General features: G+C 31.0%; 22 protein-coding genes. All 22 read left to right on the plus strand.

Features of this window, described 5'->3' with window-relative positions; genetic code table 11:
• Positions 1-33: 33 nt before the first annotated feature.
• Positions 34-1542 carry a flagellar hook-associated protein FlgL gene (flgL, locus tag RT261_RS07640; protein WP_313131370.1) on the plus strand — a complete coding sequence of 503 codons (1509 nt, stop codon included), beginning with the start codon at positions 34-36 and terminating at the stop codon, positions 1540-1542.
• A 69-nt stretch (positions 1543-1611) separates the two neighbouring features.
• Entirely contained in the window at positions 1612-2079 is a 468-nt protein-coding gene (gene fliW, locus RT261_RS07645; RefSeq protein ID WP_313131373.1) for a flagellar assembly protein FliW, read from the plus strand.
• Between the two features lies 1 nt (position 2080).
• Positions 2081-2302 carry a carbon storage regulator CsrA gene (gene csrA / locus RT261_RS07650; protein WP_313131375.1) on the plus strand — a complete coding sequence of 74 codons (222 nt, stop codon included), beginning with the start codon at positions 2081-2083 and terminating at the stop codon, positions 2300-2302.
• 200 nt (positions 2303-2502) lie between these two features.
• The gene (locus RT261_RS07655; protein WP_313131378.1) at positions 2503-2886 is read left to right on the plus strand and encodes a flagellar protein FlaG; all 384 of its coding nucleotides are present in this window, start codon (positions 2503-2505) and stop codon (positions 2884-2886) included.
• Between the two features lie 14 nt (positions 2887-2900).
• The gene (gene fliD / locus RT261_RS07660) at positions 2901-5225 is read left to right on the plus strand and encodes a flagellar filament capping protein FliD (protein ID WP_313131380.1); all 2325 of its coding nucleotides are present in this window, start codon (positions 2901-2903) and stop codon (positions 5223-5225) included.
• 75 nt (positions 5226-5300) lie between these two features.
• Positions 5301-5675: a flagellar export chaperone FliS gene (gene fliS, locus RT261_RS07665; protein WP_313131383.1), complete on the plus strand. Its 375-nt coding sequence runs from the start codon at positions 5301-5303 to the stop codon at positions 5673-5675.
• A 62-nt stretch (positions 5676-5737) separates the two neighbouring features.
• Positions 5738-6217 carry a flagellar export chaperone FlgN gene (gene flgN, locus RT261_RS07670; protein ID WP_313131385.1) on the plus strand — a complete coding sequence of 160 codons (480 nt, stop codon included), beginning with the start codon at positions 5738-5740 and terminating at the stop codon, positions 6215-6217.
• 185 nt (positions 6218-6402) lie between these two features.
• Positions 6403-7221, plus strand: coding sequence for a flagellin N-terminal helical domain-containing protein (locus RT261_RS07675; protein WP_313131386.1), 819 nt, complete (start codon positions 6403-6405; stop codon positions 7219-7221).
• A gap of 84 nt (positions 7222-7305) precedes the next feature.
• On the plus strand, positions 7306-7617 hold the full coding sequence (locus RT261_RS07680) for a hypothetical protein (RefSeq protein ID WP_313131388.1): 312 nt from the start codon (positions 7306-7308) through the stop codon (positions 7615-7617).
• A 33-nt stretch (positions 7618-7650) separates the two neighbouring features.
• Entirely contained in the window at positions 7651-9480 is a 1830-nt protein-coding gene (locus RT261_RS07685) for a motility associated factor glycosyltransferase family protein (RefSeq protein ID WP_313131390.1), read from the plus strand.
• A gap of 169 nt (positions 9481-9649) precedes the next feature.
• Positions 9650-11284 carry an HAD-IIIC family phosphatase gene (locus tag RT261_RS07690; protein WP_313131393.1) on the plus strand — a complete coding sequence of 545 codons (1635 nt, stop codon included), beginning with the start codon at positions 9650-9652 and terminating at the stop codon, positions 11282-11284.
• Between the two features lie 2 nt (positions 11285-11286).
• A complete protein-coding gene (locus tag RT261_RS07695) occupies positions 11287-11505 on the plus strand; it encodes an acyl carrier protein (RefSeq protein ID WP_313131395.1) in 219 nt (72 codons plus the stop codon).
• Positions 11506-11514: 9 nt separating this feature from the next.
• The gene (gene pseH, locus RT261_RS07700) at positions 11515-12069 is read left to right on the plus strand and encodes a UDP-4-amino-4,6-dideoxy-N-acetyl-beta-L-altrosamine N-acetyltransferase (protein ID WP_313131396.1); all 555 of its coding nucleotides are present in this window, start codon (positions 11515-11517) and stop codon (positions 12067-12069) included.
• Position 12070: 1 nt separating this feature from the next.
• Positions 12071-12481: a VOC family protein gene (locus tag RT261_RS07705; protein WP_313131399.1), complete on the plus strand. Its 411-nt coding sequence runs from the start codon at positions 12071-12073 to the stop codon at positions 12479-12481.
• A gap of 105 nt (positions 12482-12586) precedes the next feature.
• Complete coding sequence (locus tag RT261_RS07710; protein WP_313131401.1) at positions 12587-13321, plus strand: glycosyltransferase family protein; 735 nt, start codon at positions 12587-12589, stop codon at positions 13319-13321.
• Positions 13322-13336: 15 nt separating this feature from the next.
• A complete protein-coding gene (gene pseI, locus RT261_RS07715) occupies positions 13337-14392 on the plus strand; it encodes a pseudaminic acid synthase (protein WP_313131402.1) in 1056 nt (351 codons plus the stop codon).
• Between the two features lie 28 nt (positions 14393-14420).
• On the plus strand, positions 14421-14825 hold the full coding sequence (locus RT261_RS07720; protein WP_313131405.1) for a nucleoside-diphosphate sugar epimerase/dehydratase: 405 nt from the start codon (positions 14421-14423) through the stop codon (positions 14823-14825).
• A 4-nt stretch (positions 14826-14829) separates the two neighbouring features.
• Positions 14830-15255, plus strand: coding sequence for a TylF/MycF/NovP-related O-methyltransferase (locus RT261_RS07725; protein WP_313131548.1), 426 nt, complete (start codon positions 14830-14832; stop codon positions 15253-15255).
• 46 nt (positions 15256-15301) lie between these two features.
• A complete protein-coding gene (pseC, locus tag RT261_RS07730; protein ID WP_313131407.1) occupies positions 15302-16426 on the plus strand; it encodes a UDP-4-amino-4,6-dideoxy-N-acetyl-beta-L-altrosamine transaminase in 1125 nt (374 codons plus the stop codon).
• A 79-nt stretch (positions 16427-16505) separates the two neighbouring features.
• The gene (pseG, locus tag RT261_RS07735; protein ID WP_313131410.1) at positions 16506-17534 is read left to right on the plus strand and encodes a UDP-2,4-diacetamido-2,4,6-trideoxy-beta-L-altropyranose hydrolase; all 1029 of its coding nucleotides are present in this window, start codon (positions 16506-16508) and stop codon (positions 17532-17534) included.
• Between the two features lie 75 nt (positions 17535-17609).
• Positions 17610-18608: a UDP-N-acetylglucosamine 4,6-dehydratase (inverting) gene (gene pseB / locus RT261_RS07740; protein ID WP_313131412.1), complete on the plus strand. Its 999-nt coding sequence runs from the start codon at positions 17610-17612 to the stop codon at positions 18606-18608.
• A gap of 25 nt (positions 18609-18633) precedes the next feature.
• Positions 18634-20316, plus strand: a complete 1683-nt coding sequence (locus RT261_RS07745; RefSeq protein ID WP_313131415.1) for a motility associated factor glycosyltransferase family protein — start codon at positions 18634-18636, stop codon at positions 20314-20316.
• Positions 20317-20329: the final 13 nt, after the last annotated feature.

Consider the following 20329-nt stretch of genomic DNA (forward strand, 5'->3'; position numbering starts at 1 on the left):
TAAAAGGCGTTAATGCGCAGAATTGAGGTTAACATGAGAATTACCAATAAGATGATGAATAACAATATGATGAATAACATCAACAAGAATAAAAATATGCTAAATATTTTAGATCAACAATATTCTACGGGTAAAAAGATTCAACGTCCTTCAGAAGATCCTATTGTTGCTGTTAGAGCTTTAAAATTAAGAACGAGCCTAAGTGAACTAAATCAATATTATGAAAAGAATATTCCAGATGCCATGTCCTGGATGGATATAACAGAAAGTGCTCTTAAGAACATTAAAGAGATAATAACAAAGATAAACAGCAGTTGCGTAGATGGTGCCAGCGATACATTAACAGCAGAAGATCGTAATAGTATATCTCAGGTTTTAGATGAGATGAAAAAGCAGATTTATCAGGAGGGCAATACAAATTATGCTGGCAGGTATGTATTTACAGGGTATAAGACGGATACCAGTTTGATTTTTAACGATGCAATAAAGTCTTCTGATAACATTAAATATACCATTAAAGAGATTTTTGATGGAAGTGATATGGAAACTATATCAAAGGTAATAGGAAATAATGAGTTAAATCAATATGACCCTGGCAATCCTACTTCAACTACATTAAATACACCATCTTTGCAAAATGTTCATAGAATCCGTTTATCTTATGATAGTTTGGCAGGAATAGCAGGTGGAGGTCAATTGTCATATAAAATGGTGGATGATGATTCACTACCATATAGTAATATTCCTATAACAGAAATATCGGTTACGGATCCGGATGCATATACCCCGGTTAAGGGAACAGTTAATTATATTCCGGAAACAGGTGAATTAATTCTTCATGAAGATGATTATAATGCTATCAGACTATCAGAAAAAATAGAAGTGACGTATGATAAAACGGAATTTAAGAAAGGTGATTTAAGACCGGAACACTATTTTGAGTGCACAAAAACGGACTCTAATGTAACACCTAATAAAGTTGTAAACTATACTATCAACCCGGAAGGGCAAAAAATCCAGTATGAAGTGAATTTCAGCCAAAAGTTAACCATTAATACGGAAGGTAAAGATGCAATCAAACACAGTATTGGCAGAACAATTGATGAAATTCAGGCAGCAATCAAAGATGTTACTACAACAGAAACCAAGATTAAAGAAGTTGAAAAATTATTAGGAAATCCTGAAATTAGTGATGAACAAAAAGCTGCTCTAGAGGATATGCTGGAAAAGCTTAATACCGAACTGGTATTAAAAACAAAAGTTATGCGTGATAAATTTAATAAAGGAATGAAAGAGTCCAAAGAATATGAAGAAACAGTGAATATTGCAACTTCTGATCTAGGAAGTAGATACGTTAGATTGCAGTTGACAGAAGATCGTTTAGGTGGACAGCAGGTTGATTTTAAAGATCTTATGTCCAACAATGAAGATGTGGATTTGGTTGAAACTATTATTCAATTTAATGTGGCAAATAACATCTATAATGCTTCTCTTTCAGCCGCATCCAAAATCGTGCAGAATTCATTATTAAATTTCTTATAAAGTTATAATAATAAGAATAAAAGAAACAAAGGATAAGTATATAACTTATTAGAAGGGACAAGGGATAGTATGTTAATTCAAACAAAACATTTCGGGGAGATTGATTTAGACGAGAGTAAAATCATAACATTTGATCAGGGAGTTATGGGGTTTGAGGAATGTAAACAATATACAATATTGTATGACATTGAAGATAGTGAAAAACCGACCATTTCCTGGTTGCAAAGTATTGAAGAACCTGGTCTTGCTTTACCGGTGATTAATCCTTTTATCATAAAACCGGATTATAATCCTGTAGTAGAAGATGAATTACTAAAACCTCTTGGAGAAATCAATGAGGATAACCTGGTCCTGCTACTAACGGTTACCGTGCCGGCAGACGTTACAAATATGTCTGTCAATCTAAAGGCACCTTTTATCATCAATGGAGATACCAGAAAAGGTTGCCAGGCTATTGTAGAAAATCAGGATTATGAAATTAAGTATAAAGTATATGACATAATTCAGAAATCAAAAGGAAAGAAGGGAGAAAGTTAATATGCTAACCCTTTCCAGAAAAATCAATGAATCTATTATGATTGGAAATGACATAGAAATTACAATTCTGGACGTAAAAGGAGATCAGGTTAAGATAGGAATTAGTGCTCCTAAAACAGTACCGGTCTACAGAAAAGAAATCTATGTTCAGATTCAGGACGTAAACAAAGAGGCTGCTAACAGTGAAGTTTCTTTGGATGCTTTGAAAAATATATTTAAATAAGAGCAAAAAGTGAAACACTTTTCTGCTTCTATAGTGATATGTAATTAAGCCGTATTTTCATGTCCAATTTGCGGCTGCCCGGGCAGCCATGTAACAAATGGCAAAGAAAAAATATCTTCTATAAATTATTTTTCAATTATGTCGATAAAAGAATCATAAGGCATGGAGCCGTAAAAATGAAGCCACATGGAGGTGGAGAAATGGCAATAAGAACAATAAATGGTATGGGTGCTTATAGTGAGGCGTCAAAGAATGTACAAACTTCCAAAACAACTATTGGTAATGGGATGAATACTTCATTTGATAATGCTGCCAGAAATAAAGAGAATTTTTTTAATGAGAAAATTTTAATGAAGGAACAAGCTATTGCCAGCAAAGTCAAAGCAACCCTATCAGAAGCAAACATTAAAGCTACCAGAACAAGATGTGAATTCTCAATTGACGAACCTACTCACAGAGTCTCAATAAAAGTAATTGACAGAGTAACAGACGAGGTTATCAGAGAGATTCCACCAGAAGAGAGTCTGGATGTATTAGCTAAGATATGGGAGCTTGCAGGATTACTTGTAGATGAGAAAAGATAAAGGAGGGGATCAGCATGCCGGTAAGAATGACGGGTTTGATTTCTCAAATGGATACGGAGTCCTTAATAAAAGGGATGGTAGATGCACAGAGGTTAAAAAACAAAAGAGTAGAAGATAAATCTACTTTATTAGGCTGGAAACAGGACAAGTGGAAAGAGTTAAATCAAAAATTATATAAGTTGTATACTGAAGATCTTTCAAAAATGAGATTGCAAGGCAACTATCAAACAAAGAAAGCAACTTCTTCCGATACTAGAATATCTGTTACTGCAGGTACAACAGCACCAAATGGCTCACATTTGATATCGGTTGAACAATTAGCAAGTTCTCAATATGTAACTAGCGGTAAGTTAGCAGATAATATTACAGAAAAAACTACACTTAAAGATTTAGGTATGGTAAGTGGTGCGTCCGGTAGTCTAATCATCAAAATTCAAAACGGTGATACAAAAAGAGATTTTGTAGTAGATGATAAAACAACACTTGGTAATTTTATTGAAGCATTAAAAGAAGCTGGCTTGACTGCAAACTTCGATACAACCCAAAAAAGACTATTTATCAGCTCTAAGAATAGCGGAGAGGATAGTAAGTTCTCCATTACAACAGGAGAAATGTCTGCAGATGGTGTGGGAGCATTAAATAATATTAGGTCATTGGTGAATTTTGCCGGAATCGGTTCGGCAGGACAGACTAAAGTTCTAAATGCAATCAATGTTTTGGAAGGTAAAACTATATCTGACACTTTGTATAATGATGTTATGAGTAAAGCTCCGGGAGAAAAGATTAAAGGAGCAGATGCAGAGGAGCAGAAAATCATTGATGCTTTAGTTGTATTAAGGGATTATGCAATTAAAAAAGTAGAAAACGACACAAAGACAGATGCGATAAAACAAATTAAAGATGGAATTAAAGCATCATTAATCAGTAAATATACGGATCCAAATGATGCAACATTTCTTAAATTAAAGGACGAGGTACAAAGCGATGTTGATAACGGTATTTTACCTTCTGATACCACTCCGGAACAAGTAGAACAGATAGCAAAAGAACGTTATGCCGTGTTGGATAATCTTAAAGCACAAGTTGCTTCCAGAATAGATTCCGGCAAACTAAAAGTACCTGATGATAAAACAAAAGAGGAATTCATTGACGAACAGGCTCAAATCGCTTATGATACTCTAATTCCTCAGGATAAAGCCAACTTATTTAATTCTTTGGTGGAAAAGGAATATAAATCTACAGAAACCATAGAGGTAGACGGCGAAACTATTACAAAGGCCGCAGATTATCAGAATAAAATAAATAAAATATATGATAGTGCAATTAATTCTAATATAGCGGCAGCCCTTACTGATACTAATAACGGATTAGTGGCAAACATTAAAAATTATTTTGATAATTCCGCCATAACAGATATACCGGGTGATAGTATACTTAAGAATATTGGCCTAGATGAAATTACAGGTGCAGCTCATGAAGCGGCAACAGCAAGTGGTTATAGTGTAGTTGCTGCACAAGATTCCATTGTTACTGTAGATGGAGCCCAGTTAATCGGCAAAACAAATACAATTACTGCTAATGGATTAACTATAACAGCTACTGGAACTACAGCACCTGGTGAAACAATCAGCTTCAATGTGGCAAATAATACACAAGAAACTTATGATATGGTTAAAAATTTCATTAAATCATATAATGCGATTCTTAAAGAAATGAATGAGTTATATTATGCGCCATCATCCAGAGGCTATGATCCGCTAAGTGATGATGAAAAAGAGGCTATGACAGATAGCCAAATTGAAAAATGGGAGAAGAAAATACAGGATTCTATCTTAAGAAGAGATAATACGTTAAGCTCCGTATTAGGTACAATGAAAAATGCTATGCTGACTAGAGTAGAAGTAGATGGAAAGTATTATTCTCTATCAAGTTTTGGTATTCAAACATCATCAGATTACACAGAAAAAGGTTTGTTACATATAAATGGAGATAAAGAAGATGGATTATTCTCTACTTTGGATGATAAGTTAATGAAAGCTTTAGAAGAAGATCCTGATACAGTGGTAAAAGTTTTATCACAGGTGTCCATGGCACTTTATGAATCCATGGGTGAAAAAATGTCTTCAATACCAAATGTAAGAAGTACATATACATTTTATAATGATAAAACAATGGCAAAGCAACAGACTGAATATAAGAAGCAGATAGCATTATTGGAAAAAAAAGTAATTGCCATGGAGAATAAATATTATAAACAATTTGCAGCAATGGAAACAACATTAGCGAAATTACAACAGCAAACCAGTGCACTGACAGGAATGTTAGGCATAAAACAATAATAAGTATTAGGGTACCATTAACGGTTACAATGTTATGGTATCCTATTTGTACTGTAGATAGTGGGAGGAATGAAAATGCCGGTTAATGCAGCAGCAGCTTATCAAAACAATAAGATTAATACAGCAACACCTGCAGAATTAACTTTAATGTTATATGAAGGAATAATAAAGTTTTGTAATATAGCCATAATTGGAATTGAAGAAAATGATATTAAAAAGGCGAATTTAAATATACAAAAGGCTGAAAAGATAATTACCCACCTTCGTTCAACCTTGGATTATAAATATCCTGTAGCGAAGGATTTTGATAATGTTTATGATTATGTCTTCGATAGATTAGTACAAGCTAATATACGGAAAGATAAAGATATCATCGAAGAAGTATTGGAGCATATAAGAGAATTGAGAGATACTTGGAAAGAAGTTATGAAGACCGGAAATATTAGATAAATAATATAACACTAAAAATACATTAAATCAATAGATTAGAAAATGAAAAGGGAGGTTATGATGTGGACAATAATACATATGTACATATTTTAACAGATACACTATCAAAAAAAAGTTTCTTACTTGATGAGCTAATACAGATTACAGAAATGCAAGAAAGATATATCACATTGACACCTCCTGACATGGATAATTTTGAAACCTCATTAGAAGACAAAGAAATATTAATTAATAAAATTAATGAATTGGATGATGGTTTTGAAAAAATATATGAACATGTTAAAAATGAAATAATATCTAATAGAGTAAATCATAAAGAGGCTATAATAGAATTACAAAATCTTATAAAACAAGTAACGGAGAAAAGCACTAAATTACAAACCTTAGAGATAAGAAACAAAAAAAGCCTTGAAATATTTTTTGCAAATAAAAAGAAGGAAATAAAGGATTTTAAAAGAAGCAGTGAAACCGCAACTAGTTATTATAAAAATATGATGAACCAGCAATTGGATGAATCTTATTTTCTTGACAAAAAAAAATAAAAAAACTTAAAAAAACCTATAAAGTATTAAATTAATATACCGATATATATGACAAGTAAGACAAATATGAATCTATTTTATTTTGATGGAGCGTACGGCCTGAGAAATAACAGATTGATATTGGTTACTCAATACAATACTAATGTAGCATGGATGCTACTATTTATTCAAGGAGGAATATACATATGGTAATTCAACATAATATGGCTGCTGCCAACACAAACAGACAATTAGGTATCACAACTGGAAACCTTGGAAAATCTACTGAAAAATTATCATCTGGTTACAAAATTAATCGTGCAGGTGATAATGCAGCTGGATTAACAATTTCCGAAAAAATGCGTGGACAAATCAGAGGTCTTGATCAAGCATCTGTTAATGCTCAGGACGGTATCTCTTTAATTCAGACAGCTGAAGGTGCTCTTAATGAAACACACTCAATTCTTCAAAGAATGAGAGAATTAACAGTTCAAGCAGCTAATGATACTAACGTAACAGCTGACCGCGGAGCAATTGAAAAAGAATTAGATGCATTAGAAAAAGAAGTAACTCGTATTGCAACTCAAACTGAATTCAATACTATGAAGTTATTAGATGGTTCATTTACTGGTAAGAATCTTCAAGTTGGAGCAAATTCAGGACAAAACATTGAGTTCTCAGTTCTTACAATGACAGCTACTGCTTTAGGAGTAAATAGTGTTTCAACTAAAATTGGTAGTCATGCTTCTGCAACTAAGGCAATTACAATCATTCAATCAGCTCTTAACCAAGTATCTACTCAAAGATCAGCACTTGGTGCTTTACAAAACAGATTAGAACATACAATTGCTAACGCTGATAATACTTCTGAAAATTTACAGGCAGCTGAATCTCGTATCCGTGACGTTGATATGGCTAAAGAAATGGTTAAGTACTCTAAAGATAACATTCTTCAACAAGCAGCTCAGTCAATGCTTGCACAAGCTAATCAATCATCTCAAGGTGTGTTATCATTATTACAATAATCATTGGCAGGTATTAATTAGTAGGACTGACTCAAGTCAGTCCTACTTTTTTAAATATTATAAAACAGGGTGGAGCGGTAAAAGATGAGAGAATTACAAGATGTAATTAAAGATTCAATACAGTCAATAGACCAAACAACTAAATTATTTTATCAACAAAAAACAAAAGAAGGTTATGAAGAGTTAGAAAGCACATTAAACTTTTTAGCTAATACAATGGATGGTATTTTTACATATATAAAAGCCGGGAAGAATATAGGTGCAGATGAGAATAAATTAGTGCAGTTATTGACAGATTCAATGAATGCCATGGAGAAGAAAGATACAATTTTACTTTCTGATATTCTACAATATGAATTAAAAGAATTATTAGAGAATATTTTGGAAGTTATTTAAATTTAATAAATTATAAAAGCAGGGGTACCTATTATGACATATTATGAAAAAAATATAGAATGTATAAAAAAGAATAGGAGATATATGTATAGCTGTCTTAAAGATATGGATACCGCAACAACTTTTGAACAGGCAGAAGATGTCAATTCTGTAATTACAAGAGATGGAGAGCAGGCAGTTATTGTTAAGTATAAAGGTACAGAATATCGTTTAAATAGTTTATATAGACCTATAGAAGAAGCTAATAGATGGGCAGAACAGTTTTCGTTTAATAATTATAATAATATAATATCTATGTTTGGATTCGGAAATGGTATATTTGCGAGAGCAATTATTAAAAAAATGGGAGAAAAAGATACATTCTTAATTTATGAGCCATGCCCGGATGTATTTTTTCATGTTTTAAATAATTATGATATAACAGATATCTTATCTAATACCCAAATATCGATTGCTATTGATAAAATAAATGAATTTGAATTTCATAATGTCTTAAGAGGTACAATGGATATTACCAACATGAGTGAGCAAATCATGTGTATATACCCTCAATATGATAAGATTTTTTCTGAAATCTGTATTGAATTTTGGAAAGAAATAAAAGATGCATACATTCATACAAAAACGAATGTTAATACTGAAATAGTTTTTGGAAAGAGATTTATAGAAAACACATTAAATAATATAAAATATATAGGCAAGAGTAATACAATACTTGAACTTAAAGAGGATATGCCAGCAGACATGCCTGCGATTGTAGTGGCAGCAGGGCCTTCAGTTGAAAAACAAATTGATGAAATAAAAAGAGCAAAGGGTAAAACGGTTATTTTCGCAGTAGATAGAATTCTTGAATATTTACTGGATTCAGGTGTGGAGCCTGATTTTGTTGTTACAGTAGATCCAATGAAACCGGTTAAGTATTTTTCTAGTAGAACAGATGTAAAGATTCCTTTGATGTGCTTTATGGAGTCAAATTACGAGATATTAGATCGTCATGTAGGGAAAAAAATAATATGTAATTGTAACAGATTTTTAGATAAAATATATCTTGATACTAAAAAAACGCCTCCAAGAACAAGGTCAAGTGCCTCTGTTGCAACAGTGGCTTTTACGGCATGCATTGCGTTAGGATTTGAAAGAATTATTTTAGTTGGCCAAGATCTGGCATATAACGGAGGAAATAGCCATGCTGGTGGGGTAAAAGAAGAATACAATTCCGAAAGAGAAGTAATGATTGAAGATATTCATGGCAATCAAGTTAAATCGAGATACGATTGGAAAGAGTTCGTAATATGGTATCAAGATATGCTGACAGTATGCCCAAACTTAAAAGTAATTGATGCAAAAGAAGAAGGAGCTAAAATTAAAGGAACAATTATAATGACTTTAAAAGAAGCGATAGATACATATTGTGATGAAAATTCTAATTTTAGTTTAAATATAGATGAAAAAGCAACAACGTTTAGTGAGAAAGAAATGGTATTTATAAAGAAGTATTTAAAAGATAATCTTAATGTATTAAATGAAATGGAAGAAAAGGCCCAAGATGCTATTGAGGCTTGTAATATCTTAATTAAAGAAACAAAAAAATCCAAAACTGAAACCTATACTGCAAAAGATTCTTTCAAAAAATTGTCTAAAATCAATAATTACATTCTCGAACAACCGATTAATTCGTTGATAGATCAGTATGTTACAGCAGTAGCAGCGCAACAGCTTGTAGGGATATATCAATTTTCTGATGATATCCGAGAAAATAATATTAAGACATATGAAAAATCAAAAAATGTATTTAAAGCAATAATTGAAAGTGTTGATTACATTAGACCTATTTTAGAAAAGGCCATAGATGAAGTTATATAACTAGATTCGTGATAAAAAGTTGAATTGTTTATAAAGGATATAATTTTTATATTGATGAAAGAAAGGTTACAGAAAAGAACTGTATTATTTATTGTCAAAATTAATTAATCAAATATGGTAAGCTTTTGATACAAAAGAAGATTGAAAATTGGACGGTTAGGAGGACAATATGGAAAAAATTGCTTTGTTATCCAATGTAAACATAGAACCAATAATTCAGGATATTAATAAAAAGTATGTTGTTTTTAAATCAGTTGGATATGGTAATGTATTTGAAGAAATGATGAATATAAGTTCTAATTTATATGAATTCAAACCTGAAGTTATATATATTATAATTGATATAAAAGAGTTATGTATTTATTGTGAAAGTGTAGAACAGATTCATTCAGAAATTTCAAATTGGTTCTCTTTACTTAGAAAATGCATAAAAACTCATATAGTATATTTTATTTCTGATGTTGATTTTCGCTCTTATGATATAGAAATTGGACATAATGGCTTAGATACATTAGATATTGAACATATATGGAAGAAAGAGTTAAAAGATATAATCAGAGACTTTACTAATGTATATCTGTTTGCTTATAAAAAGCAAATTGAGAAAGTTGGTAAAGATAATTTTTATACGGATAAGCTTTGGTATCTTGGTAGGATTATACATACAAGTATTGCTAAATATGCTTTAATTAAAGGAATTGAAGATTCTCTACAAACATTAAAAGGAACTCCTAAAAAGGTTTTAATCCTTGACTTGGATAACACCATTTGGGGAGGCGTTATCGGTGAAGGTGATTATAATGATATAGAACTTTCAGATGAAAAGATTGGTTTGATTTATAAAGATTTGCAAAGAATAATTAAAAAGATAAAGGATACGGGAGTATTGTTGGCTATCGTTTCTAAAAATAATTATGAGGATGCTATTTCGGTTATGAGGACAAATCAACATATGATTTTAAGAGAAGATGATTTTATAGTAAAGAAAATTAATTGGGTCCAAAAGGATATTAATATTTTGGAAATATCAAAAGAAATTAATCTCGGATTAGATTCTTTTGTATTCTTTGACGATAATCCAGCGGAACAAGAATTAGTGAGGATATCTTTACCAGATGTAACAGTTCCTGAATTCCCAAATAAAATAGAGCTACTTCCTAAAGCTATGGAAGAAATTTATAATAAATACTTTAAAAAGTTGGTATTTACAAATGAAGATAAAGAAAGATCCTTGCAATATTTAGCCAACTCAAAACGTCTAGAATTGCAAAAAGAAGCAGTAGATTTTGCTTCATACTTAAAAGGTCTGCATATTGCTGTGAACCCTGTTGATCCATCTTTGAATAAACAAAGGTTGTTTCAATTAATTAATAAAACAAATCAATTTAATTTAACTACTCAACGTTATACAATGATAGAAGTAGAAGAAATAATACAAGATTCTGATAAAAGAGTATATATGTTTGAAATAAGTGATAGATTTGGAAATAACGGAATCACTGCAGTAGTATTTGTCAATCTGTTAAATGAGGTGTATATAGATACTTTTATATTAAGTTGTAGAGTTATGGGGAAGTTTATAGAAAACTATATAATTGATTTTGTAGAAAATGATTTATTAAAGGCGGGTTATAAAATTTTATTCAGCAAATACATTAGGACATCTAAAAATAAGCCTGTTGAAGATTTTTATGATAGATTAGGATATGAAATTATTGAAGAAACAGAAGAATATAAACTATATTGCATTAATTTAGAGACAAGGATAAATCGAGAATATTATGTTGAAAAGGAGTTGATTTAATAATGAAAGAACAAATATTTGAAATTATTGCAAGGATATTAGAGATAGATGTAAAAGCCGTGAATGAAGAATTATCAATTGAAAATACAGAAAAGTGGGATTCGTTAGCGCATTTAATGATTATAGGTGAAATTGAAGAAAAGTTAAAGATAAATGTACCATTAGAGAAAGTGGTTGAGTTAAGTACTGTACAAGATTTGTTAGATGTAATACAAAAATAGGAGTATCTTATGAATGTATATTTGCGTAGGATTAATGAAGATGATTTAGAACGAATTATAAAATGGAGAATGGATCCTGATATTACTAAATGGATGAATACAGATCCGACATTAACAATTGATATACAAAGAGAGTGGCTTAAGAATATTAATAATGATACTACTGTTGAATATTGGATGATTGTAGTCAATGACCAACCAGCAGGTATTATTAATTTAACGGCTATGGATAGCAAAAGAAAAGAAAGTTCTTGGGGATATTATATAGGAGAAAAATCCCTCCGATCTTTAAAATTGGCCATGTACTTAGAATGGAACTTGTATGACTATGTTTTTGAGATTCTGAAGCTAAAAAGGTTATATAATGAAGTTTTTAGCTTAAATGAAGGTGTTATTAAATTACATCAGTTGTGTGGTAGTAACATAGAAAAAGTAATTAAAAATCATGTCACTAAAAATAATATAGATTATGATGTGACCTTGATGAGTATTATTGATACTAATTGGAGAAAGTTGCGTTCAAGTAAAAATTATGATTTTATAAGATTCGAAATGGAGAGATAGTATGAAGATTCATCATATTGCCTATGCGGTTAGTTCAATTGAAAATTCAAAAGCCCATTTTGAATTACTTGGGTTTTCGGAAATAAAGAAAACAATTGAAGATATAAATAGAAAAATAAAAATATGCTTTTTAGAAAATAGAGAAGGTGGTAATAATACAGTAATTGAATTAATAGAATCTATTGATGAGACAAGCCCTATTAGTAATTTAGTAAAAAAGATGAGTGGAGTAGCCACCCCTTATCATATCTGTTATGAAGTTGATGATATAGAAGATGTAGTAGAAGAATATAAAAAGTTAGGATTTATACTAACTCAAAATGCAGCACCAGCAATTGCCATTGATAATAGAAAGGTAGCTTTTATGTTTCATAAAGGTGTGGGAATTGTTGAATTTGTTGAAAATAAGTGAACGGGAGATAATAGGTTGAAAAATAAATTTTTCAACCAGCAATTTGTACGGCACAAAAATTACTTTGTTATTAAATGGTGCTAAAGCGCCGGAATCGAGGTTAATATGAAAATTATATGTATAATACAAGCAAGAATGGGCTCAGAACGCTTACCAGGAAAAGTCATGAAGTCGGTCTTGGGTAAACCTATGGTTGCATACACTTTAGATCGTGCAATGACTAGTAAATATATTGATGAAGTAGTATTAGCCACCACAGAAAATGTTTGCGAAGAACCAATGGTAGAGTATCTGGAATCAAAACATTATAAAGTTTTTCGTGGTGATGAAAGTAATGTGTTAAAACGTTATGTAGATACAGTTAATACATATAATGGAGATATAATTATTCGTATTACAGGAGATTGTCCATTTATTGATCCTATTATTATTGACCAAGTTATTACTTATTTTATAGCTAATAATTTTGAATATGTCAGAGCTGATGTACCTGAGAATTTTATTCGCGGTTTTGATGTTGAAGTATTTACTAGACAAGCATTGGAGAAAGTTTATAATATCACTAAGAATATAGAAGGTGATTCTCCATATAAGGAACATGTTACTTTATATATGTATAAGCATCCTGATGAATTTCTGGTTGGTAAATTCGAAGGATCAAAACTTTATCAAAAGGATTATCGCTTATGCGTTGATACAGAAGAAGACTTTGAATTAGTAAACTTGGTTTATGAACATTTTAAAAATAAATATGTTGCTGGTAAAGAAATTATTCAATTTTTGGATGAACACAAAGAAATTTCCCAAATTAACCAAGATATTAAGCAAAAGACCGTTTAGTCATTGGGGGATACTATGAACAATAACATTGTATTAAAAGGAAGAAGTATTAATAGTAAATCTCAAACATTTATAATAGCAGAAATGTCAGCAAATCATTTAATGAATTATGATAGAGCGGTTGAAATTGTTAAGGCATCAAAAGAGGCAGGTGCAGATGCCATAAAACTGCAGACATATACTCCTGATACAATAACTCTTAACAGCAACAAAGAATATTTTCAAATTACCCAAGGGACAATATGGGATGGTACAACTTTGCATAAATTATATCAAACTGCTTATACACCATGGGAATGGCAACCAAAGTTGAAAAAAGTTGCAGAGGATCTTGGACTAATATGTTTTTCATCTCCGTTTGATTTTACTGCGGTTGATTTTATGGAAGAAATGGATATGGATTTATATAAGATAGCATCATTTGAAATAACTGATATTCCTCTAATACGCAAGGTGGCAGGAACAGGCAAACCAATAATTATGTCAACTGGTATAGCATATTTCGAAGATATAGAAAGAGCGCTGAAGGTATGTAAAGAAGAAGGCAATGAAAATGTTATCTTATTGAAATGTTCTTCGGCGTACCCAGCACCCTACGACAGTATCAATTTAAAGACTATGGTTGATATGAAGGATAAGTTTAATTGCATTACAGGTTTATCTGACCACACTATGGGCTCTGCAGTTTCAGTTGCGGCAGTTTCCTTAGGCGCAAAAGTTATTGAAAAGCATTTAACATTGAGTCGATCAGATGGGGGAGCAGATGCCGCGTTTTCTATGGAACCACATGAATTTAAAAAAATGGTAGAAGATATTCGAATTGTAGAAAAAGCAATAGGCACTGTTACTTATGAATTGACAGACAAGCAAATAAAGAGTCGTGAACATTCAAGATCTTTATTTGTTGTGAAAAACATTAAAAAAGGTGAGGTTTTTACTGCGGATAATGTAAAATCTATACGCCCGGCATTTGGTTTACATACTATGTTTTATGAAGAGATATTAGGCAAGACTGCAGCGACAGATATTGAAAAGGGTACACCTTTAAACTGGGAGTTAGTAGAAAGGTAGTGAGAATTTAGTGCAAAGGAGAACTTTTATGAATGTACTAATTTGGGGTGCAGGAGACGGTGTATTACGTGCTCAGACAATGCTGCAAACACATATAAAGATAAGTGCTTTTATAGACATTGATAAGAATAAAATAGGGAAAAAACTTAATGATATTCCAATTATTTCTGAAAATGAGATTGTTAATTACAGTTTTGACTATATAATTATAGCAAATTTGTATAAATCTGAAATCACGGAAACTTTAATGAATAAATATTCTGTTCCGTCTCAAAAAATTCTAGATGCTTATCAAGAGGGAATAATTGATGTGCGATTAGGAACACTTAAAGCACTATCTCAAGAAATAAAAGAAAAAAATATAGCAGGCTCAGTTACTGAATTAGGTGTGTACAGAGGTGAATTCTCCAAATATATAAAATTGCTTTTTTGATGATATAAAATTATATTTATTTGATACTTTTTCTGGTTTTGATAAAAGAGATATCATCGTAGAAGAAAAATTGCAATGTTCTAATTCAACAGAAGGTGAATATTCTAATGAAAGTATACAATTAGTTCTTGACAAAATGGCACATAAGCAAAATTGCATTGTAAAACAGGGTTATTTTCCTGAGAGTACTGTTGGTGTTGAGGATGTTTTTTGCTTTGTAAGTCTTGATGTAGATTTATACAACCCCATATATGAAGGTCTTATATATTTTTATGATCGTTTAGTAAAAGGTGGATATATAATGGTTCATGATTATAACAGTACTAGATTTGATGGAGTAAAAAAGGCAGTTCGTCAATTTGCCCAAGAAAAGGATATCAATTATTATCCTGTTATGGATATGGGAGGAAGTGTAATTATCTGCAAATGAAAAATGATTTAGTGAAAAATTCTAAAGTGAATACAAGGAGGAAATTATGTATATTCCATATGGCAGACAATATATTGATGATGATGATATTAATGCTGTAGTTGAGGTATTAAAATCTGACTATTTAACGACAGGGCCTAAAGTTACTGAATTTGAAAACGTAGTGAAAGAATATGTTGGAGCAAAATATGCAGTTGCTGTTTCAAATGGTACTGCAGCATTGCATGTGGCTTGTCTTGCGGCAGGAATAGGAGAAGGTGATGAAGTTATTACAACACCTATCACTTTTGTTGCTTCGGCTAACTGTGTTTTATATTGCGGAGCAAAGCCGGTATTTGCAGATGTTAATCCAGATACATATAATATAGATCCTAAAGATGTAAGAAGAAAGATTACAAGTAAAACCAAAGCTATAATTGCAGTTCATTTTGCAGGACAGCCATGTGAGTTAGATGAAATCCACCAAATTGCCCAAGAGTATAACTTGCTGGTTATAGAAGATGCTGCACATGCCTTGGGAGCTGATTACAAAGGAAAAATGATTGGTAATATTTCGGATTTGACGACCTTTAGTTTTCATCCGGTAAAACATATAACAACTGGAGAAGGTGGTATGATTACAACAAATGATAAATCACTATATGACCGCCTTATTTTATATAGAAGCCATGGAATTACAAGAGATCAATCTCTGATGTCGTCCTATGATGGACCCTGGTATTATCAACAGTTAGTGCTGGGATTCAATTATCGTATTACGGATATTCAATGCGCATTAGGCATTAGTCAAATGAAGAAGATAGGAAAGTTCGTAGCAAGAAGAAGAGAAATAGTTAAGCGATATAACGAAGAGTTTGCTAATATTAAAAATATAATAGTACCAAAACAATTAGATAATTGTAATAGTAGTTGGCATTTATATGTGATTCAGATAAAAAACACGAACAGGAGAAAAGCAGTCGAATCTCTTATAGAACAAAACATAGGAGTTAATGTGCATTATATTCCAGTATATAAACAACCATATTATCAAAACAATGGTTATAAAGATGTTGTATGTCCTTATGCTGAGGAAGTGTATTTTAATTTTATTAGTTTGCCGATCTATTCAGGTCTATCAGATGAAGAACAAAATTATGTAATAAAGAAAGTAAAAGAATTATGTCTGTAGATAATTTGATATAGGTGTTATTATATAGCAATCTATGCTAAATAAGGCCGTGTTCAATATCTTATTTAAGGGAGCTAAAATGATATATTTTAGAGTTGATGGTAATGAACAAATTGCAACGGGACATATAATGCGATGTTTATCAATAGCACAAGCAATAGCTGAAAAAGGTGAGAATTGTACTTTTATAATTTCAGATGATTATCCCAAAGCATTAATTCAATCTAAAGGATTTGGGACAATAAACCTCTGTAGCAAATGGAATGATCTTGAATTAGAGATTACTAAGTTAACAGAGTTGATTAGAGAAAAAGAAATCAATAAAATGATTATAGATTCTTATTTTGTAACTGAAAGATATTTAAAAGAAATCAGTAAACATATTCGAAGTGTTTATATTGATGACTTAAGCTTATTTTCTTATCCTGTGGATTTGTTAATCAATTATACTAGTTATTATTCAAAGTTTAATTATGAATCTTTATATAATCTAAAGAGTATAAAGCTGCTATTAGGATGTAATTATGTTCCTTTACGTAAAGAGTTTTTTCAAATAAAAAGAAATCAAATCAATAATGAAGTAAGGAACATATTAATAACAACCGGTGGCTCAGATACTTATAATATAGCAGGCAGATTATTGGATGAAATTAGTATGGAAAAAAGATACAAAGATATTAACTTTCATGTTGTTTCTGGAATATTCAATCAAAATTTATTAAAGTTGAAAACACTAGAAGAGAACAATAAAAATATTTTTTTATATCAAAATATTAAAAGAATGTCAGATCTAATGATGAAATGTGATATAGCAGTATCCGCTGGGGGAACTACTCTTTATGAGTTGTGTGCCTGTGGACTTCCAACTATATGCTTTGCATTTGCAGATAACCAAATTAGTGGTGTTGAGGACTTTAGAGACAAGAAGATTATGAATTATGCAGGTGACGCAAGACAAAATGACAATAATGTTATACAAAACATGATAAATGGTATAGAACTACTTTGTGAGAATGCCCAGCAGCGAGAAACCTATTCTAAAAAGATGACAAATCTAGTAGATGGAGGTGGAGCCTGTCGAATCGCACAGGAAGTGTTGGCATTATAGATATATTGTAATAAATTAATATGAAAGAAATAAAGTAATTAGATTAAATAACAGATAAAGTCATGGAGGAAAACAATGTTAAATGGAAAAACTATATTAATTACAGGGGGAACAGGCTCCTTTGGTAAGAAATTTTTAGAAATGATATTTGCAAAATATAATCCGAATAAAGTTATCATTTATTCAAGGGATGAATTTAAACAAAGCGTTATGAAAGTGGAATATGCTGATAAAGTGGATATGTCAAAAGTAAGATTCTTTATTGGCGATGTTAGAGATAAAGAACGTTTATACAGAGCTTTTGAAGGTGTTGATTATGTTATACATGCTGCTGCCATGAAACAGGTGCCAACGTGTGAATATAATCCTTTTGAAGCCATAAAAACGAATATTCATGGAGCGCAGAATGTTATTGATGCTGCACTGGACAAAGGTGTTAAAAAGGTAGTTGCATTGTCAACGGATAAAGCTGTAAATCCAATAAATTTATATGGCGGAACAAAGCTAGTATCGGATAAATTATTTATTGCTGCTAACGCATATTCAGGTAAGAAAGATACAAGATTTTCAATTGTAAGATATGGTAATGTAGCGGGGAGTCGTGGGTCTATAATACCGATATTTAGAAATATTATAGACAGAGGTGAAAAAACTCTGCCTATTACAGATTCTAGAATGACCAGGTTTTGGATTACTTTAGAACAGGGTGTTGAATTAGTTTTTAAAGCATTAGAGGAATCTAAGGGTGGAGAGACTTACATATCTAAAATTCCTTCTTTTAAAATAACGGATTTGGCAAAGGCTATGTTACCGGATGCAGAACTTAAAGAAATTGGAATTCGTGAAGGTGAAAAATTAGATGAAGTTATGGTAACTAAAGATGATTCCAGAATGACATATGAATATGAAAAACATTATATTGTTTACCCCCATTTTGAGTGGATGGATTTAGGGGAAAATTTACTATTAGGTGGTAAATTAGTTGAAGAGAGTTTTGAATATAATTCAGGAAAAAATGATGAGTGGCTTAGCATCGACGAATTAAAGAAGGAAATAGATAAGTTAAACATATAAAAAATTATAGGAACGAGTGATTTAAGTGACAAATGAAATTGGAAATATTTTTAGAAGTAATATAGAAGCCCTTAATTATTCGGATAAAACTGTAACTTATATCAGATTACAAAATTATAATAAGGCATTACTATATTCAACATGGACTATAGAAGTTCTTAGTAAAAATATACCGGATATAATAACAAATGAATCATATTTTAATGAATATTCTTCATTAGTAGATATAAATCAAATAAATTATATGTTTCAGAATCTGCTAGGAGCTCAAGAAAACGATGATTATATATTATTGGCTGATTTGTATGAAACGCTACTCTTCCCTTTTTTAATAAGTATGCAGCAAATCATTATTGATAAAGAAGATTATTCATTTGATCAAAGACGATATACTAGGAATATAGAAGCATTAAATGCTAAAGACCCTGATTTAACTAATCTGTTAAAACATACATATACCCCCATAGAGCTTATGGAAAAAGGCTATTCAGTAGAATATACATCTTGTGGATTAATGACATTAGCTTTATATGATAATGGTAAGAAATATTACATTCATAGCAATGGAAACGTTATTCATGAAGCAGGGTTAATTGCAAGAGACTGGTTTGATGATGATAAAACAGAATATATCATTTATGGATTAGGACTTGGGTATCATGTTTATGAACTTATGGAACTGGATGAAACTATCAAAATTAAAGTGTTTGAAAGTGATATTAATATAATTAAAGCCGCTACTGCTTTCTCTGATATAGATAAAATATTATATAGCGATAGAGTTGAAATTGTATATGATCCAAGTTTTGACAAGCTAAATTTACATATTAAAAATTTGAAACCCGATTCAAGTTTTTACATCTATTATCCTTCTATAAGAAATATAGAAAATAATAAAGTGAAAGAACTTTTGGAAGGTTACTTTGTATCTTATAGTTCTATTAAGAACCAATTACATAAGTTAAATAATAATTTTAAACACAATATTTTATTAAGGGATGAGCCGGTTGATAATATTAAAGAAAAATTTAAAGGTAGAAATTTATATATAATTGCAGCGGGACCTTCTCTTGATAAAAATTATTTAGAACTTAAAAAAATTGGAAGTAATTCAATAATTTTATCGACAGGAACTGTATTAAAAAAATTACTTAATGCAGGGATTACTCCTGATTTTGCAATAATTATAGATGGTAATAACAGCGTATATAATCAAATAGATGGTATCGAAAATATAGATACACCTTTATTATACTTATCAACAGTTTATTATAAAATTCCTCAATCTTATAAAGGTAAAAGATATTTCATATGTCAAGAAGGGTATACAAAGTCGGAAAAGTATGCGAAAGAAAAAGGATATTCACTTTTTTATACTGGAGGTTCAGTTGTAACGACGGCATTAGATATTGGGATTAGTTTTGAATGCAAAAAAATTATTTTTGTGGGTCTGGATCTTGCTTATACAAATTCCTTAGATCATGCTTGTGAAACTACATATGTAAACAAAATTACAGATAATGATTTAAGAGAAGTTGAAGACATTAATGGAAGTAAGGTTTTGACAAGTAAGAACATGAATATTTATAGAAGGTGGATAGAAAATCGCATTAAAGATGTTAATAATATTGAAATCATAGATGCAACAGAAGGCGGTGCCAAAATTGCAGGAATGAAGCTTGCTAAATTAAGAGATGTAGTTTTATGAATTACAGCTTCCA

The sequence above is a fragment of the Anaerocolumna sp. genome, from assembly GCF_032079385.1.
In the GTDB taxonomy this organism is placed as follows: Bacteria; Bacillota; Clostridia; order Lachnospirales; family Lachnospiraceae; genus Anaerocolumna.

Bases quoted from the DNA above. Each gene is read 5' to 3' on its own strand.
- flgL (WP_313131370.1), top strand. From the start codon at position 34: ATGAGAATTACCAATAAGATGATGAATAACAATATGATGAATAACATC.
- fliW (WP_313131373.1), top strand. From the start codon at position 1,612: ATGTTAATTCAAACAAAACATTTCGGGGAGATTGATTTAGACGAGAGT.
- csrA (WP_313131375.1), top strand. From the start codon at position 2,081: ATGCTAACCCTTTCCAGAAAAATCAATGAATCTATTATGATTGGAAAT.
- RT261_RS07655 (WP_313131378.1), top strand. From the start codon at position 2,503: ATGGCAATAAGAACAATAAATGGTATGGGTGCTTATAGTGAGGCGTCA.
- fliD (WP_313131380.1), top strand. From the start codon at position 2,901: ATGCCGGTAAGAATGACGGGTTTGATTTCTCAAATGGATACGGAGTCC.
- fliS (WP_313131383.1), top strand. From the start codon at position 5,301: ATGCCGGTTAATGCAGCAGCAGCTTATCAAAACAATAAGATTAATACA.
- RT261_RS07675 (WP_313131386.1), top strand. From the start codon at position 6,403: ATGGTAATTCAACATAATATGGCTGCTGCCAACACAAACAGACAATTA.
- RT261_RS07680 (WP_313131388.1), top strand. From the start codon at position 7,306: ATGAGAGAATTACAAGATGTAATTAAAGATTCAATACAGTCAATAGAC.
- RT261_RS07685 (WP_313131390.1), top strand. From the start codon at position 7,651: ATGACATATTATGAAAAAAATATAGAATGTATAAAAAAGAATAGGAGA.
- RT261_RS07690 (WP_313131393.1), top strand. From the start codon at position 9,650: ATGGAAAAAATTGCTTTGTTATCCAATGTAAACATAGAACCAATAATT.
- RT261_RS07695 (WP_313131395.1), top strand. From the start codon at position 11,287: ATGAAAGAACAAATATTTGAAATTATTGCAAGGATATTAGAGATAGAT.
- pseH (WP_313131396.1), top strand. From the start codon at position 11,515: ATGAATGTATATTTGCGTAGGATTAATGAAGATGATTTAGAACGAATT.
- RT261_RS07705 (WP_313131399.1), top strand. From the start codon at position 12,071: ATGAAGATTCATCATATTGCCTATGCGGTTAGTTCAATTGAAAATTCA.
- RT261_RS07710 (WP_313131401.1), top strand. From the start codon at position 12,587: ATGAAAATTATATGTATAATACAAGCAAGAATGGGCTCAGAACGCTTA.
- pseI (WP_313131402.1), top strand. From the start codon at position 13,337: ATGAACAATAACATTGTATTAAAAGGAAGAAGTATTAATAGTAAATCT.
- RT261_RS07720 (WP_313131405.1), top strand. From the start codon at position 14,421: ATGAATGTACTAATTTGGGGTGCAGGAGACGGTGTATTACGTGCTCAG.
- pseC (WP_313131407.1), top strand. From the start codon at position 15,302: ATGTATATTCCATATGGCAGACAATATATTGATGATGATGATATTAAT.
- pseG (WP_313131410.1), top strand. From the start codon at position 16,506: ATGATATATTTTAGAGTTGATGGTAATGAACAAATTGCAACGGGACAT.
- pseB (WP_313131412.1), top strand. From the start codon at position 17,610: ATGTTAAATGGAAAAACTATATTAATTACAGGGGGAACAGGCTCCTTT.